The 16183-nt window shown below is 36.6% G+C and carries 14 protein-coding genes and 1 tRNA gene; 1 reads left to right on the forward strand and 14 read right to left on the reverse strand.

What is annotated here, in order from left to right; translation table 11 throughout:
* Window positions 1-567 precede the first annotated feature (567 nt).
* The 6 genes from ftsH to spoIIE form a co-directional block, all read right to left on the reverse strand.
* Window positions 568-2652 (reverse strand): ATP-dependent zinc metalloprotease FtsH, encoded by a 2085-nt coding sequence (ftsH, locus tag ACFFIS_RS04430; protein ID WP_390186320.1) that lies wholly within the window; start codon window positions 2650-2652, stop codon window positions 568-570.
* A 137-nt stretch (window positions 2653-2789) separates the two neighbouring features.
* Complete coding sequence (gene hpt, locus ACFFIS_RS04435) at window positions 2790-3335, reverse strand: hypoxanthine phosphoribosyltransferase (protein WP_320380877.1); 546 nt, start codon at window positions 3333-3335, stop codon at window positions 2790-2792.
* 3 nt (window positions 3336-3338) lie between these two features.
* Complete coding sequence (gene tilS / locus ACFFIS_RS04440) at window positions 3339-4736, reverse strand: tRNA lysidine(34) synthetase TilS (protein ID WP_320380876.1); 1398 nt, start codon at window positions 4734-4736, stop codon at window positions 3339-3341.
* Between the two features lie 100 nt (window positions 4737-4836).
* Window positions 4837-5757, reverse strand: a complete 921-nt coding sequence (gene prkT, locus ACFFIS_RS04445) for a serine/threonine protein kinase PrkT (RefSeq protein ID WP_390186321.1) — start codon at window positions 5755-5757, stop codon at window positions 4837-4839.
* Window positions 5726-6463, reverse strand: a complete 738-nt coding sequence (locus tag ACFFIS_RS04450; protein ID WP_390186323.1) for a VWA domain-containing protein — start codon at window positions 6461-6463, stop codon at window positions 5726-5728. The genes prkT and ACFFIS_RS04450 overlap by 32 nt, the downstream gene beginning before the upstream one ends.
* A 371-nt stretch (window positions 6464-6834) precedes the next feature.
* Window positions 6835-9279 carry a stage II sporulation protein E gene (spoIIE, locus tag ACFFIS_RS04455; RefSeq protein WP_390186325.1) on the reverse strand — a complete coding sequence of 815 codons (2445 nt, stop codon included), beginning with the start codon at window positions 9277-9279 and terminating at the stop codon, window positions 6835-6837.
* A gap of 441 nt (window positions 9280-9720) precedes the next feature.
* On the opposite strand from spoIIE, the gene ACFFIS_RS04460 reads away from it, so the two are divergent.
* Window positions 9721-9794, forward strand: a tRNA-Met gene (locus ACFFIS_RS04460).
* Window positions 9795-10007: 213 nt separating this feature from the next.
* Here the strand turns inward: ACFFIS_RS04460 and ACFFIS_RS04465 are convergent.
* From ACFFIS_RS04465 to spoVT, 8 genes are all read right to left on the reverse strand, one after another.
* Entirely contained in the window at window positions 10008-10391 is a 384-nt protein-coding gene (locus tag ACFFIS_RS04465; RefSeq protein WP_390186326.1) for a S1 domain-containing RNA-binding protein, read from the reverse strand.
* A 99-nt stretch (window positions 10392-10490) separates the two neighbouring features.
* Window positions 10491-10871 (reverse strand): FtsB family cell division protein, encoded by a 381-nt coding sequence (locus ACFFIS_RS04470; protein WP_320380870.1) that lies wholly within the window; start codon window positions 10869-10871, stop codon window positions 10491-10493.
* 3 nt (window positions 10872-10874) lie between these two features.
* Window positions 10875-11471 carry a spore cortex biosynthesis protein YabQ gene (gene yabQ / locus ACFFIS_RS04475; RefSeq protein WP_320380869.1) on the reverse strand — a complete coding sequence of 199 codons (597 nt, stop codon included), beginning with the start codon at window positions 11469-11471 and terminating at the stop codon, window positions 10875-10877.
* Window positions 11468-11767, reverse strand: coding sequence for a sporulation protein YabP (gene yabP / locus ACFFIS_RS04480; protein WP_320381518.1), 300 nt, complete (start codon window positions 11765-11767; stop codon window positions 11468-11470). The genes yabQ and yabP overlap by 4 nt, the downstream gene beginning before the upstream one ends.
* Window positions 11768-12129: 362 nt before the next feature.
* Window positions 12130-12405, reverse strand: coding sequence for an RNA-binding S4 domain-containing protein (locus tag ACFFIS_RS04485; RefSeq protein ID WP_320380868.1), 276 nt, complete (start codon window positions 12403-12405; stop codon window positions 12130-12132).
* Between the two features lie 3 nt (window positions 12406-12408).
* The gene (gene yabN, locus ACFFIS_RS04490; protein WP_390186327.1) at window positions 12409-13863 is read right to left on the reverse strand and encodes a bifunctional methyltransferase/pyrophosphohydrolase YabN; all 1455 of its coding nucleotides are present in this window, start codon (window positions 13861-13863) and stop codon (window positions 12409-12411) included.
* 2 nt (window positions 13864-13865) lie between these two features.
* Window positions 13866-15446: a putative polysaccharide biosynthesis protein gene (locus ACFFIS_RS04495; protein WP_320380867.1), complete on the reverse strand. Its 1581-nt coding sequence runs from the start codon at window positions 15444-15446 to the stop codon at window positions 13866-13868.
* Between the two features lie 109 nt (window positions 15447-15555).
* Window positions 15556-16092 (reverse strand): stage V sporulation protein T, encoded by a 537-nt coding sequence (gene spoVT / locus ACFFIS_RS04500; protein ID WP_320380866.1) that lies wholly within the window; start codon window positions 16090-16092, stop codon window positions 15556-15558.
* Between the last annotated feature and the right edge of the window lie 91 nt (window positions 16093-16183).

Genomic DNA, 16183 nt, shown 5'->3' on the forward strand with positions numbered 1-16183 from the left:
GTTTATTGCTCATTAATTAATTATATACTCGGATTTTACACATTAAAATGCGTACTTTGCATTTTTGAGGAGTCAACGGTCCTCCAATCCAAACAACCGCCATGATTATGCTAGTCAATCTTTGTAAGTCTTTTAAGAAACATACTTCAAAGGGAAAATACTTGTGTACAATTGATTTGCATGCATTGGTAGGGAATTTACCCTTTATTAAATACTGTCACTTAGCGTAGGCAGAATACGTAGACTCCTGCGGGAACAGCACGAGTCTGAAGACCCCACAGCGGTGGTCTTCCGCGAGGAGGCTGAGGCCGTGCCCGCGGAAAGCGAAGTATTCTGCCGAAGCGATACAGCAAGCTAATTAAGTTTAAAGGCAAGTTTTCACTACTGAACAGTTTAAGTCGAATGAATCTTTATATACGTGCTTAGTCATTGCTATTCCGTTTGATTTAATGTTATCTTTTCAAATATACCATAATTTATCCATAGCTGGCTTTTAAGGTGCTTGATTTAGTTACGAAAGTGAAAAAACAGCCGCTCACGATTGTTGTGAGGGCTGTTTTTTAATTATTACTTTTTATCTTCGTCGTCTTTGTTATCTTCGTTTGGCTTACCTTTATTGGTATCTTCCAAACCTTTAATGATGTTTGATAGGCCATCGTCATGCGTTTCCTTCGCATGCTCATTAAGTCCTTTTTTTAACTTCTCATCCGACTTTTTCTTCGCCTCTTCGTAAGATACGGATTCAATCTCTTCTTCATCATCTTTAGATTGAATATTTACCTTCACATCATCTTTTGAATCCTCTTCATCACGTGGATATTCTGGTTCAGGTAAAATACCATCTTCAAAGAGTGATTTTATTTGTTTAGCATCAAGTGTTTCCACTTTAAGCAATGTCTGTGCAATTAACTCAAGCTGTTCTTTATGTTCTGTTAGGATTTCTTTTGCTCGATCATAACAGTGGTTAATAAAGTTTTGCATTTCTGTATCAATATCATGGGCAATGGTGTCACTATAATTTTGGTCATTTTGGATGTCACGACCTAAAAATACTTCTCCACCGCCACCAGAAAATTGTGTTGGTCCTATTTTATCACTCATACCATATTCGGTAATCATTTTACGTGCAATGCTTGTAGCACGTTGGAAGTCATTTGATGCACCAGTACTTACTTCGCCAAAGATAATTTCTTCGGCAACACGGCCACCTAATAGACCTGTGATTTTATCAAATAATTCCGGTTTTGTCATAAAGTAACGATCTTCACGTGGCAACATAACTGCATAACCGCCAGCTTGACCACGAGGTACAATTGTTACCTTGTGAACCATATCGGCATCATCCAATACCATCCCGATAACAGTATGACCACTTTCATGGTATGCAACAATATTACGTTCTTTTTCGGAAATTACCCGACTTTTCTTAGCGGGACCAGCAATAACACGGTCAATCGCTTCGTCCACCTCTAGCATACTAATTGCTTTTTTATCTTGTCTAGCAGCTACTAGCGCCGCTTCATTTAATAAGTTCTCTAAATCCGCACCTGAAAACCCTGGTGTACGCATTGCAATAGTCTTCATATCCACTGTTTTATCAAGTGGTTTATTGCGTGCATGGACTTTTAAGACAGCTTCACGACCTCTAACATCTGGACGATCTACTGTAATTTGTCTATCAAAACGTCCTGGACGTAGTAAAGCTGGGTCTAAAATATCCGGACGGTTTGTTGCTGCAATGATAATAATTCCTTCATTTCCGTCGAATCCATCCATTTCAACAAGTAACTGGTTTAGCGTTTGTTCACGCTCATCGTGTCCACCACCAACACCGGCACCACGTTGACGACCAACCGCATCAATCTCATCAATAAAGATAATACATGGGGCATTTTTCTTCGCATTTTCAAATAAGTCACGAACACGGGATGCACCGACCCCAACAAACATTTCAACAAAGTCAGATCCACTAATCGTAAAGAATGGTGTACCTGCTTCTCCAGCAACCGCACGTGCTAATAAAGTTTTACCCGTACCTGGAGGTCCTACTAAAAGGACACCTTTAGGAATTCTTGCTCCTAATTCCGCAAACTTACGTGGGTCTTTTAGAAATTCAACTACTTCTACAAGTTCTTGTTTCTCTTCATCTGCACCGGCTACATCTTTAAAGCGGACCTTTTTCTTATCTTCACTGTACATTTTCGCTTTACTCTTACCAAAGTTCATCACTCGGCCGCCACCGCCACCTTGTGCTTGACTAAGAATAAAGAAGAAAAATAGTCCAAGTATGAGAAACGGTATAATTCCGGTTAAAAATGTGACTAAACCGCTAGGAGTCTCTTCCTGCTTCACATTTAATACACTTTGATCCATACCCTTTTCCGTAATATCACGAACGAAATCTGGGTTATCTGGTACTTGTGTAACAAATGGCTTTTTATCCTTATCTGCCAATTCACCAGTAATTCGTATAATGCCATGTGCTGGCTGCATCGTCATTTCCTTGATTTCGCCACTATTTAAAGACTGCATAAATTCTTTTACGTTTAATTCTTTCGCTTGATCACCTTTACCATTTACCATTGTAATGATTCCTATCACAATGACTAGCAAAACCAAGTAAAAGAACGTTGTTCGAAATATCCGACTCATTACGTACCTCCTCCCAAGCGGGAAAAACTATATAACATACTACCATAGTAAAAAGTTAGAATACAACTAATTTTACTTTTTATCTTGATTAAATTTACATATAACAAAACTAGTGACAATTAGCATAAATTCTGGTCTCATTCACCACCATAAATCTTTGGTTTCAAAACACCTATATAAGGAAGGTTACGATACTTCTCATCATAATCTAACCCATATCCAACTACAAATTCATTTGGCACTTCAAAGCCGACAAGGTCTGCTTTTAGATTTGCAGTACGGCCAGAAGGTTTATCAAGTAATGTCACAATTTTAATGGAGTTTGCCTTCCGGTATTTAAATAAATCAACAAGATAACTTAAAGTTAGTCCACTATCGATGATATCCTCGATAATTAACAAATCACGGCCTTCTACTTTTGTGTCTAAATCTTTTACGATTTTCACTTCGCCTGATGACTGCATACTCTTGCCGCCATAACTTGATACGTCCATAAAGTCCATTTCCAAGTATGTTTCCGTATGGCGTAATAAATCTGCCATGAACGGCATTGCACCCTTTAATACCCCAATTGCTAAAGGAAATTTATCTTTATATTCTTCCGTTAGCTGTTTTCCTAATTCTTTGCACTTATCCTGGATTTCCTCTTCGGATATAAGTATTTTCTCTATATCATTATGCACGATTTAGTCCCTCCTATGATTGTTTTGTACCTTAAGCTGAATGTATCGGGTTCCTTCCCCGCGAAATGATTGTTCCTTCTTTCTAAGACCAACTAACCATAAGATGGTATTTGATTCATCTACAATAATTGGCCAGCTTTCTCTTTGGTGCATCGGTATTTTTTCATCAATGAAAATATCCTTCAACTTTTTACTACCATTCAATCCGTACCAGCTCATGCGATCTCCAGATTGTCTCGTTCTAGCATAAAGTGGTAATTGCACCTCATCCACAGCAAGCATATAGCTCGTGTTGTCCTCTTTTTCATACTCCTCTTTATATGTGGCTGTTAGGATTGTCCCATTAGGAAGTGAGAGTTCCCCTGGTATTTCAAGTTTCTCGTAATAAGAGGAAGCTGGAAGTGGATGCTGAAAGTAAATATTGATAACCTGATAAGACTTTTCAATAATTAACTTATTTGGAAAATCTATTTGTACGTGACTTTGTTTATTTTTTAACAATGAAAAAAAATAATCATCATGTACATAAGATAATTTTTCAGGTAACTCATGATACAGATAGTTTAATATTAGATGAAAGGCTCTTCTTTGTAAAGCAGATGAATGCGTCGTAAATTCATCGATAAAAAGGGATGCTTTTCTATCCTTTTCGTTATATTTCACGACACGATCTACAACCTTTTTTGCCTCTTCCTGTAGAAAGGCTTCATCTTCCATTAACGTATCGGATAAATGCTGTGCAGTGATATGTATATTCTCGTTTTTTTCCTTTAGTAAAGGTACAACTAATTTCCTAAAATAATTTCGAGTATAATTCGTTTCCTTATTGCTTGGATCAATGCGTGGTTGAATATGATGTGCCTCACAATATGCTATAATTTCATCCTTCGTAACAGCCAACATCGGCCGCACAATATAACCATTACTGAATGGCCTTTTAGCCGGAATACCCGAAAATGCACTTGCATTCGCAGTTCGAACAAGTCGCATGATAAGCGTCTCTACTTGGTCATCACCATGATGTCCAAGTGCTAAATATTGTGCATGATGTTTTTCCATTTGTTCTTTGAAACATGCATAACGTAATTCTCGTGCCGCAAGCTGCGTTCCAATTTGCCTTTCTTTTTTATAGTGCGGAACATCCACACTTTCTCCAATAAATGTTATATCCCACTGTTCACATATCTTTTTTACATAGTGGAGGTCTTCTTTACTTTCTTCTCCCCGCAGTTGGTGATCAACCGACAATGCTATTACTTTTAAATTCCATGCGGCTCGAATGGTGTGGAAATAATGAAGTAAAGCTAAGGAGTCTGGACCACCTGATACGCCTACCATAACTGTAGAACCTTTATTAATTAATCCGTGTTTCTCTATAAAACCAGTAATTTTTTGTTCCAACTTGTCCATCTCCAGCATGTATAATCTACTATATATTTTAGCATAGCTCATACAGACATACCCAATCGTAAGACTTTCTATTATAGTTTTATAGTTAAGATTATGGTATGAGTAAAGAAGTAAAATAATACCCACTACTAATGACCGTTAAACCAATGATCTCTATTAAAAACGGTAAGCGATCTACCCGCTCCCGTTTTCCTTTTTGTAATCGCTGTAACAAATAAATCAAATCACGCTTCATTTCCTGACTTGTATCATATTTACCTAATAATGCTTGTTGTAAACACTGCCTATAAGATTTTAACGCAGGAATCTCCTGTAACTTTTTCATAAGTGTTAATTTAGGGTGTTTTCCTTTTTCGAATTGTCGCGGATAGAACAAATTAATCCACACCATGACAAAGGCAAATAAATCATAACTTGGCTCCGCTTTTCGTGATCCCATCCCCCAATATCCACGGTCATAAAATTCTGTGTACTCTTTGATTGCCCTCCCAATTTGTGTCGTACCTCCTACATCAATCCAGCGAATCCTTGCTGGAGATGAGGACGTAACAAGTAAATTATCAACTTTTAAATCACCAAATATCCAACCTGCTTGATGTAGCTTTTCAAGATCATCGAGTAGTTGTAACATGAAAACACCAATCCATTCATGCCCGTTCTGTTGCATATAGGTTGGCAAAGTAACACCACGGACATACTCCATGACATAAAAAGTATATGTTTGGCCATTTGATAGGACCCAATCATCTACATCTAATAAAGAAGGCCCAAGATGACTTCCTTGGACCTTCGCTAGTGATTTTAGTACATTTACTTCCATTGTCATTGAAGTACTATTTTCACTTATTTTTAATGCGGCTTCCCGACCATTATACTTTACAAGATAAACAGAACCAATCGCACCACTACCTAATAATTGTTTAATCATGTATTCATTTTTATGCCATTTTCCCTTTATATACATCCCTGGTGTAATAAGACTAGTAAGCTTCTTCGATATCTTGTTCATCATGTTTTCGGAAGCTCCTTAACAAACTCTTCTTACCAAATTGATACATCGCTTCTCTCAATGCTGGACCAGTAGGCGTAATTCCTCCACTTGTAAGCTTTGGGAAAATGGTTGAGATAGAATCGAGTCTAGGTGACCAATCGAATATCTTTTGAATATCCTTTCGTTTTCCTGGGAAACTAAAGATAGAGAATCTATTCCTGCCAATTCTAGCATTAAGACTTATTGATAAATCAATTAAAGCCTCTTTAACCATTGATATTTTATTTGTCATACTCGCACTTGTATCAACCAAAACGAGTACTTCCAAATCACATGTTTCACCAAGATCCTCAACGACTTCCATGATTTCCCCCCGCTTATCAGGTGCTAAATCTTCCATCGATTGCTCAGGACCTAGAATTTGTTGCAATTCCATATTAACAAATCCTTGTAGCGTTTGTGTCATCGCTTGTTTTGTAACCATTTGTACGGTTTGCGAAAGTGATTCCTTATAAACAATCTGACTGACCCCTCCACCTGACAGAGCAATATCTTCTACTTCCCTTAGTCCATGGGCATGTTCATCCTGTTCATCGTCTAAAATCCCGATGACATTTACCGTAATGCCTTGTTCAAAAGCCAATGCAGCAACTGCCGATGGATCTTCTCCTTTATTCGAGCATCCATCCGTCAATAAAAGGATCTGTTTCAAAGTCCCCTTTTTCATGCTAAACACCTCCACGTTTTCCACTACCATCATCACCAAAATAAAGGTAGAATATACGTGGTCTTTCATAATTTCATAGTTACGTTAATGGGGATATATGGAGACATGTTGAACAATGTGAATATAAGTAACATAATCCTATTTACAATCTATTTTAAACACCTCAATTACGAATGATTTTAAAATGAAGGCTGTCTTTCTAAATATAGTTTTCATATAATTATTTGCGTAAGAATCGCCCAAACCTTTTAGCGTTATAATCTTCAAAATGCATATTTCACTATTCATAGCAAGTATTTACGAATAAAATAGATTTATATAAAATTGAAATTAAAAAGAGCGCATATCCTTATGCGCCCTAGCTAGTAAAATTATAACGCTTTTCCTTGATACATCGATACTGGTGACCACTTCGGAATATGCTTTTCTACCTTAGCAACGAGGACGGTCATATCATCCTCAATTTTCCCAGCTTGCGTTCGAACAACTTCTTCCAAAAGAAGATCTGCAATTTCCTGTGGATCATTCGTCTCCATCTCGGCAATCTTTCGTTTTAACCATTGGTCTTTATTTTCAATATGCTTTGGTCCATCAAATATACCGTCACTCATCATAATTAATATATCACCTGAAGCTAGCTGTTCCCCAACAATATCAACATCAAACTCTTGAATAATTCCCATTGGCAAATTGCCTGCTTCAATTTTTATTAATTGATTTCCCCGTTTGATAAAACTCGGTGTAGAACCAATCTTTAAAAATCTCACAAAGGCATTGTGCAAATTAATAATTGCTAAATCCAATGTGGCAAACATTTCATCTGTTGTACGTAACGCTAAAATGGAATTGATTGTTTTTATCGCGACTTTTTCCGGGATACCGATTTGTAAAATTTGCTGTAACAGCCGAAGTGTTTCGCCACTTTCTTCATGCGCACGTGCGCCATTACCCATGCCATCACTAATTGCCATCGCATATTTTCCGGCACCTAGTTCAATCGTTGTATAACTATCTCCAGAAACAATACCACCACCTCTTGCGGCACTCGCCATTCCTGTTTCTACAACAAACTCCCTTGCAGAACCGAATTTTAAAAAGGAATAACCATTTGGAAATGGTGATATTTCTTCATATTTCACGACAATCATTTCATTTAATATATCAGACAGCGTCGGTGCGATTAACTTAGCCCCTTCACCATGATAGTTATAAAAACTAATCGTCATTTCAATATCGACATTTCCCTTTTCCAACCGAAATATATCTAACTTTTCAATTTCTATCCCCATATGTTTTAATGCATGCACAATTTGTAACTCTTGCTTTTCATGATGTTCTCTTTCTTTCATGATTTCATTTGCAAAATCATCCATTACCTCCGATACTCCTTGTAACTGTTCCGCTACAAACCGCTTACTTTCAATCACTTGCTGTTTTAACTTTCGATTTGCATCAAAATAAGATATTTCCTCTTCCATTTTTTCAATAACCCGGCTCGGCTTCACACAAAAGCTTTTAAACTCCCGCATTCTCTTTTGATTTGCTGTTCCATCTAGCAGATCATCTTTGATTGATTCCATTAACGAGTAAGTTGTTTCAAACTGCTTTTGCCAACATCGTTCTTTCATAAAACACGTTTGACACGTTTTTTCCGTCACCCTACTTAGAAAGTAGTCCGTTTCACGCTTCGCATCCATATCTTCTTTGTCATCGTCTTCCATTGCAAAGCTTTTGGAAAGTGCCTCAAAAACATTTGAAAATTCCTCTACCCGTTTCGCGGTGACATCACGTACTTTTTGTAAATACTGCTCTTGTTCATTAGAATATTCCTCCGTCCCTGGAATAAATCGCGATAATTTTTTAATCCAGCTCACGGGAGTGATTAAAAACAATACAATTGCAATAGAAGATTCGATAAAAGAAGGTAATAGCTGCTCACCATTACTATAAATTCCTACGAGAAATGTTCCAACAAGTAATCCTACTGCTACTCCAATCTTTTTACCTTCCTTTAACAAACCACCTAATAATCCCGAAAAGGCAAGCAAACCCATTTGATATAAATTCGCTACATTTGCTAGTGATAAAATTAACCCCGCAACAACACCTACCGTTGATCCTATTGCAGCACCACCAACAAAGGCTAGTAACATCACAAAGTAACGTGAAAATACTTGTTCTAATGAAGCACCATAAAATTCCCAACCGATTGTTCCCGTTAAGATTGATGCAAGTAAAATAATCATACATACTATTTCTTCATTTTTTAATGCTGGTTTATATCTTTTTGGTGATAATAGTGGCACGCTCTGCATAAATATTAAAACTAAGATTGTCCCTAAAACCCCTTCAACTATGAGTAACATCCAATCATAATATGTAAGTTTTCCTGTGAAGGAATATAAAAATAAGCGTGACGCACCAGTTGCAATAAAGACAAATAATGGTATCAGCACTTGCTTATTATCCACCTTTTTAAATAAACCAGCTAAAAGAATAAATATAAACATTGTCAACGTCACATGCACACCTTGCGTTGCGGAAACAGTAAAGCCACCTATCAGCATTACGATCATCGTTGTAAACACTCTTTCACGTTGGATAAACCATAGTGTAGCTAGAAATGCTACTGTAAAAGGTGAGACAACCGATAAGATCACAGCCCGTCCAAGTAAAAAACCAACAAAATAGAAAAGCCATCCCCGATCAAATAATAGGCTTTTAATTTTCACCATGAGATAATTACGTACATTCACCATATTCATTTTTGATTTATTCAATACTTTCGTTTGTAACCTTGGCGTAGATTCTATCATTTAAAAGCCCTCCCCTCTTATTCAACTATTTAACCACAACTCTAGTAAAGATTTTGTCAAATTAAGGGAAGCATAACAAAAAATCGTTCGACTTATTTTTAATGTATTTTCTTTTTCCCGTTTAATCTTCGTTTTTTGTTTCTTATTGTCAAATAAACTAAAAAGGAAGCAAAAAACCTACTATTTTATTCGTTCTATCATGAGAGTAGTCTTATTTTCCCTATTCCTATTCCACTTTACATGTTTTCCAAGTATACTCACTGCATCATATGCTTATCATGACTATTAAAAATGATGGCGAATTCAAGCAGATTTTCTAGAAAAATGCGTAAGTATACCATATGGTAGACAAAATAAATGGCAAACTGTCATACATTCAATTTCAATAAATCTATTGACATTCACTTTATACTATTGTATGATAATCTCTGTTGACTTTTTGGCGGCGTAGCTCAGCTGGCGAGAGCGTACGGTTCATACCCGTAAGGTCGTGGGTTCGATCCCCTCCGCCGCTATACCAAAAGGCAAAGGCATCCGTTTGAATCAAACATTCGATAAGATGCTATGCTAAAAAAGTAAAAGCACTATTATCCAATATGTTGGACGATAGTGCTTTTTTATTATGTTGGAAATGTAAATAAAGCAGAAAAGGTATTGCTAACGTAGCAATACCTTTTCTATATCACATCTATATTTTATAGAGCATCTGTCTCTATAGACAGCAACTGCTATCCTCTTTTAGCACCTCTTCCTCCACGTCTCGATTCTGTGTGCTTTTTCAAAGAGGCTAGACGGTCTTCAGAATCTTTTAGAAAGCGGTTGATTTTTGCTTCAAAAGTCTCTGTGCGTTCCCTAGAGTTTCTCTGGCGTTGCGGTCTATCTTGTGCTTTTTTAATCGATAGTCCGATTTTGCCGTCCTTTTCGACATTAATAACTTTTACTTCTACTTGGTCCCCGACACTGAGGTGGTCATTAATGTCTTTGACATAATTATTGGCAACCTCACTAATATGGACAAGGCCCGTTTTTCCTTCCTGTAACTCTACAAAAGCTCCAAAATTAGTGATCCCAGTTACCTTTCCTTGCAGCTTGCTGCCTACTTCAATTGACATAAAAAAAATGCTCCTCCTTAAGATTTTTAAAAAGCTGTATAAAGTAGTATAAAAATTACTACTTCTCTTATATAGTATAGCCAAATACATGAAAAGGTGTCAATAAGATGAGTCCTCTTCATTACTTTTAAAGATTACTTCACCCTTTTTAGAAAAGAAGTAATGCGTACGAGCAATATCCAAAATATATTCCTCATCATTCAATAGCTCAATTTCCTCTTGCAATTCCTTTTCCTGGTTTTGTAAATTAACGAGTTCATCTTGTAATTTTTCAAACTGCTCAGATTTCACTTGGCGAAGATCGCGTTGTTTTAAATGGTACACAGTCACGGTACTGACAGCCAACATCACAACGACTGCAAAAAAGACGAGACGACGGATGAGACGCTGTCTTTTTTTTCTTTGCCTCTCCATATAAGCATCATATTGCTTCATATAATGCGAGTCTAGCCGAGTCACCATCTTCCTTTTATCAGACATGACTTACTTCCTCCTAGCAAAAAAGTTCTTTATCCTTATATATACATTCTCTATTTTACTATAAAGTCCTGCTATTTTGTATAAATACTTTTGAACTTTCTGTGGTAACAATCCATATAATAGCTTTCCTAGCCAAATAACTGGTGTAAATATTATTTTCAAACTGAAAGTAATGATGGTAACAAGGGCATGGACAAAAAATAAGACAACTGCAGCGATAAACTGAAGTAAATATTTTATCGGTATAACGAGTATATAATAAATGACTTTCCCTATAAATATCGCAATTGAAGTTACAATATGAATTAATCTTTCAAGCAGTTTTTTGTAAAAGGTTGCAAACAACGCTTTGTACATCGAAAAGCCGAGTAAACAAGCTAGAAAAATATAAAACCGTAACTCACCAGCATTTGTTAAGAACAAAATATAGTATAAGATAAATGTTTGCAATAACCAGAAGCTAATTTCGAAGAGATAAGTTAATACGGTGTTTTTTTGCCAGTAACGAAAAAACCGTAAATACGTATCTCGAATGACTCCTAAGTATATACCACTTACTATCATGATAATCATCGTTGCAAACTGTACGTGTAATGTCATCTAAAAAGCTTGCTAAAGAACCCTTTAGCTTTCTCCTGATGTTCCTCGTCCACATAGGCCATTTCATATACTTTTCCTTTGATTGAAACAATTCCTTCGCTGACATCGAGGTTTTTTAATTGTAAATTATGGCCTCTTATGATGAGGTATCCCATCACGGTTTGTAATAGAAATTCCTCACTATCAAAGCTATCAACTTCTTTTACACCTGTAATTTCTAGTAGTCGGCGGTTGTTTAATTTTAATTGGTGGTCTTTTTCCGGTTGGGGCCTTATATCTTTATTATAATAGTTCATCATACTCGTCCTCCTTATTACTATTACTTTATGTGCAATAGGACAAGTGTAGAACTATTAAAATGAAAATATTTTGATTCACACATTTCCCCCTTTTTAACCCCTTAATTGACCCAAACTGTTCAGTAGTGAAAACTTGCCTTACTAATATCGCTCGGAAAGCGAAGTATTCTGCCGAAGCGGAGGAGTCAGCAGTATCTTCAATAAATATAAGTAAATTAACAGGCACGTTACGAGACAGTTTGGTTCTATTGTATAAAACAACAGTCTATTTGGATAAACTTAAAACAAGATTAAAAAGGCAAATGAATGGACACTACAACATCGTGTGTAGATCATATCATTTGCGCAGTTATTTTATACTATTCGTCCTCATTATCTGACTCTATTCGCTCTTCTTTCATGACCGAATAAAGAGTTTCCGCTTCATCCTTCCGCACATTTTCCCTTAAATCCGTCACCTTTATCGTCACAAATTTTTGCCCAAAACGAATTGTTAATTCATCACCAACTACTACATTTGTGCTTGCCTTTGCTTGATTTCCATTAATCGTAATTCTCCCTTGATCTGCAACCTCTTTCGCTAATGTGCGCCGCTTAATTAACCGGGAAATCTTTAAAAACTTGTCTAATCTCATTTACTATCCCTCTCTCTTTTTCGCTTCATTCCAATAGTTATCCATTTCTAATAGTGTTGCATCGTGAATATCCTTTTCCTGTTCACGCAACTTTCTCTCTATATATGTAAAACGAGATTGAAACTTTCGATTCGTCCTATTTAGTGCAACTTCTGGTTGAATGTTATAATATCTAGTCAAATTTGCCATAACAAATAGAACATCACCAAATTCCTTCTCTATCTCCTCTTGATTATGTAACGAGATTGCTTCTTTTACTTCAGCTACTTCTTCTGTCAGCTTGGCCCAAATATCTTGCGAATTATCCCAATCGAACCCTACCTTTGCTGCCTTCTCTTGTAATTTATATGCTTTTAGCAATGCAGGATACTGCTCTGGAATTCCATCCAAAATAGAGGAACGCGTTTCACCCTTTTCCTCCTGCTTGATTGACTCCCAGTTCTTGTTTACATCTTCAATAGATTGAATAGAAACATCACCAAACACATGCGGATGACGATGTATCATCTTTTTCGTCAATCCCTTTATTACATCGTCTATCGTAAAATATCCCGTTTCTTCCCCTATTTGGCTATGCAGCATGACTTGTAATAGTAAATCCCCCAACTCTTCCTCTATCCCAATATCATCCTTTGCATCAATTGCCTCAATCAATTCATACGCTTCTTCTAAAACATAAGGACGCAACGTTTCATGTGTTTGCTTTTGATCCCACGGACAGCCATTTGGACCTCTTAATGTTGCAATAACTTTTCTTAACTGCGTAAAGGTATGGCTTAATAAGTCTTCTTCAACTGGTGGGATATAAACACTAATTAAGTTACTAGTCGGGAAGTTATGATCTAATTCTTCAAGTGGCATAGTGATTAGCCTTTCCCCACTACTTCCAGCAGCTTCCACAATCGTCACTTCATAATCACTCGGAAGGTCCTCTAATAATGTTAGCTTTAATTCTGACGCAATAAACTGGTTATATACTTGGCAAAATATGATATGTTGTTTGTACTGTATATCAGAGCGTTGAAAGTCGGTTGCATCGATAAACTGAAATCCATCAATCGGGTCTATTTTTAATGATGTAAATAAATCATCAAGATAACTCTGTCCCCCCATAATTTCTACCTCTACGTCATCTTGTTCAATTAACAATTGTACAGTTCTTTCAGCTAGCATTGGATGACCTGGAACAGCGTATACCACATTTTCTGACTGCGCCAGTAATAGTAGTTTATTCACAATACGTATATATACTTCTTCAAATTGCTTCTCTTGTTCGTAATAGGCATCAAAGGAAGAAAAGGGTACTCCCTCGGCTTGTAATTGCTCGATTACAGGGTGATCCATTGTTCTTACAAACACTTTATTAGACATTGTTGTTAACTTCTTATATACCCCGAAAGGTAACTGGTTTATATCCCCTCCGCCTAAACCAATTACTTCTATTTTATGTTTTGACATTTTTATTTCTTTTCCTCCTTGGCCATCCGACTTAAAAGCGAAGAAAGTGGGAACATAGCAAGCTCCCTATCCGTAAATGCCTGTAGCCGAATTAAAATAAATAAATATAGAATACCACCTGTCCCTACTAGAAAGAATACCTCAAGGAAAAGTGTAAAACGTGATAAATCGAAAGGATTTGGTAATAGGAATTGAAAAATAACTAAATAAATAACCATTGAAAAACTTGCGATCAGAAAGGCATGCCACTTCACATCTTGCAGTAAAGCTAGTTTTATATTCGTACGTTTTAATTGATAAAAAAGTATGACACATAAAAGAAGCAAACTTAACACCGTAGCTACAGCACTACCCGTGATTCCCCAATATGGAACGAGAAGATGATTTAGGGCAATTTTTAATAAAAAGGTACCAAAAATAAAACTCGCGGTATATAAAATACGTCCGATACCTTGTAATATCATACTTGCTGTAATTGCTAATGCGCTTAACAACACACTAAGCGATAAAATTTGTAAACTAAATGTCCCTTCATTATCTTTATAAAGCAAAATATTCACTTCATTAAATATAGTACATAAACCAATGGTTGCACCAGCTGCTAAATAAAAACTTAACTTTAAGGCACTTTTTATAGATTGGTTGGCGGTTGTTGACTGAGTAACAAGGGATGGAATGAACGCCATTGCAAAAGAGGAACCTAAAACTGCACCTAATTGAATGAGTGGTTGACCACGGTCTAAAATACCCTTTGCAGTCATTGCTTCGATTTTACTATGCCCGAATTCCATCAAGGTTGGTAACAAAGAAAGCGAATCAGCAACTTGGGCCAAGAGCAAAATCATATGTGTGAACGAAGCAACAAACCCAAATAACAAGATGGTTCTTATATACGTACCCCAAGGAATAATTTGATTATTTTCCACACGCCTGTTATTTCCTCTTTGTTTCCAAAAACATAGTAAAAGTATGCCACTAGCCGCTGTAGCGCCAGCCATTGTAGCAATACTTGCTGCAAAGCCAATTTGATATGGGCTTCCTCCGGTATAGGAGACGATAACAGCTGCGATAATAATAATGGTTACGCGCACAACTTGTTCTCCTACTTGCGAATAAGCAGTTGGCTTCATGTTTGAACTCCCTTGTGTCACACCTCGTAATAATGCCATGAAAGGAATAAACAAAAAGGCAAATGAAGCAAGTTGATAAATTGTGGCTAACTGTTCATCGCCAATGAACATCGCTATATCGTGTCCAAAGTAAAATAATATAGTGAAAAATCCACCGCTCACGACAAACAGTATAAGGAATATAGGGAAATAAAACTGCCTAAAGGTGAGCGTTTTACCATCTAATTGCGTCCGTGCAGCTAAACTGGATACTGCTGTAGGAAATCCATACAAAGCTAAAATAGTTACAATACCTAAGATTGGGTACACTTGTTGATATATGTAAAAACCAATATCTCCCGTTAGATTTTGTAGTGGTATACGATATGCTGCGCTTAATATTTTACTTACGATACCTGCTATTGTTAATACAAGGGCACCTTTAACGATTGTTCGATTATCATGTTGTTTCATTTTCTAATACCTTCACCTTATCATCATTACGTTCATTATATCATAAGGGTATTGGCAATTATCATAACAAACGGACAAAACCATAGTACGATTTTGTCCGCTCTCACTTTTATTCCATTTGTTTTGCTAAAAAACTAGCACCTGTTTCCACTACTTTACTTTCCGTACTAGAGACTGGATCTCCTTCACGCGATAACATCATCATACTTCCGATGGGATCCCCGTTAGCGATGATTGGGCTAATTACATAAGAACCAACTTGCTCCTCTTTGCTTTCAATAACCTCTATCGTTCCTTGTTCATCGATTAATACATTTGACCGTTCTTCCATTGCCTTTTCCATTGTTTTCCCAACGTTTTTATTCAAATAATCCTTTTTAGAATCACCGGCTACTGCAATAATTTCATCACGATCACTTATGAATACCGGAAAATGTAACGAGTCAAATAAGGCATCTGCATATTCTTGTGCAAAATTACCTAGTTCACTAATTGGAGAGTACTTTTTTAAAATGACTTCACCTTCGCGATCAATAAAAATTTCCAAGGGATCTCCTTCACGTATCCGCAATGTTCTTCGAATTTCTTTTGGGATGACTACTCTACCTAAATCATCAATTCTTCGTACTATTCCTGTTGCTTTCATCTATGAAGCCTCACTTTCTTATGATGATTTTCCTTTTTTAGTTGGTTATTTGGGACGTCCTACCCCTCACCAATATTGATTATTCATCAGG

Origin of the sequence: Paracerasibacillus soli, from assembly GCF_042432965.1 — a bacterium.
GTDB classification, from domain to species: domain Bacteria; phylum Bacillota; class Bacilli; order Bacillales; family Amphibacillaceae; genus Paracerasibacillus; species Paracerasibacillus soli.

Bases quoted from the DNA above. Each gene is read 5' to 3' on its own strand.
- ftsH (WP_390186320.1), bottom strand. From the start codon at position 2,652: ATGAGTCGGATATTTCGAACAACGTTCTTTTACTTGGTTTTGCTAGTC.
- prkT (WP_390186321.1), bottom strand. From the start codon at position 5,757: ATGATGAACAAGATATCGAAGAAGCTTACTAGTCTTATTACACCAGGG.
- ACFFIS_RS04450 (WP_390186323.1), bottom strand. From the start codon at position 6,463: ATGAAAAAGGGGACTTTGAAACAGATCCTTTTATTGACGGATGGATGC.
- spoIIE (WP_390186325.1), bottom strand. From the start codon at position 9,279: ATGATAGAATCTACGCCAAGGTTACAAACGAAAGTATTGAATAAATCA.
- ACFFIS_RS04465 (WP_390186326.1), bottom strand. From the start codon at position 10,391: ATGTCAATTGAAGTAGGCAGCAAGCTGCAAGGAAAGGTAACTGGGATC.
- ACFFIS_RS04470 (WP_320380870.1), bottom strand. From the start codon at position 10,871: ATGTCTGATAAAAGGAAGATGGTGACTCGGCTAGACTCGCATTATATG.
- yabQ (WP_320380869.1), bottom strand. From the start codon at position 11,471: ATGACATTACACGTACAGTTTGCAACGATGATTATCATGATAGTAAGT.
- yabP (WP_320381518.1), bottom strand. From the start codon at position 11,767: ATGAACTATTATAATAAAGATATAAGGCCCCAACCGGAAAAAGACCAC.
- ACFFIS_RS04485 (WP_320380868.1), bottom strand. From the start codon at position 12,405: ATGAGATTAGACAAGTTTTTAAAGATTTCCCGGTTAATTAAGCGGCGC.
- yabN (WP_390186327.1), bottom strand. From the start codon at position 13,863: ATGTCAAAACATAAAATAGAAGTAATTGGTTTAGGCGGAGGGGATATA.
- ACFFIS_RS04495 (WP_320380867.1), bottom strand. From the start codon at position 15,446: ATGAAACAACATGATAATCGAACAATCGTTAAAGGTGCCCTTGTATTA.
- spoVT (WP_320380866.1), bottom strand. From the start codon at position 16,092: ATGAAAGCAACAGGAATAGTACGAAGAATTGATGATTTAGGTAGAGTA.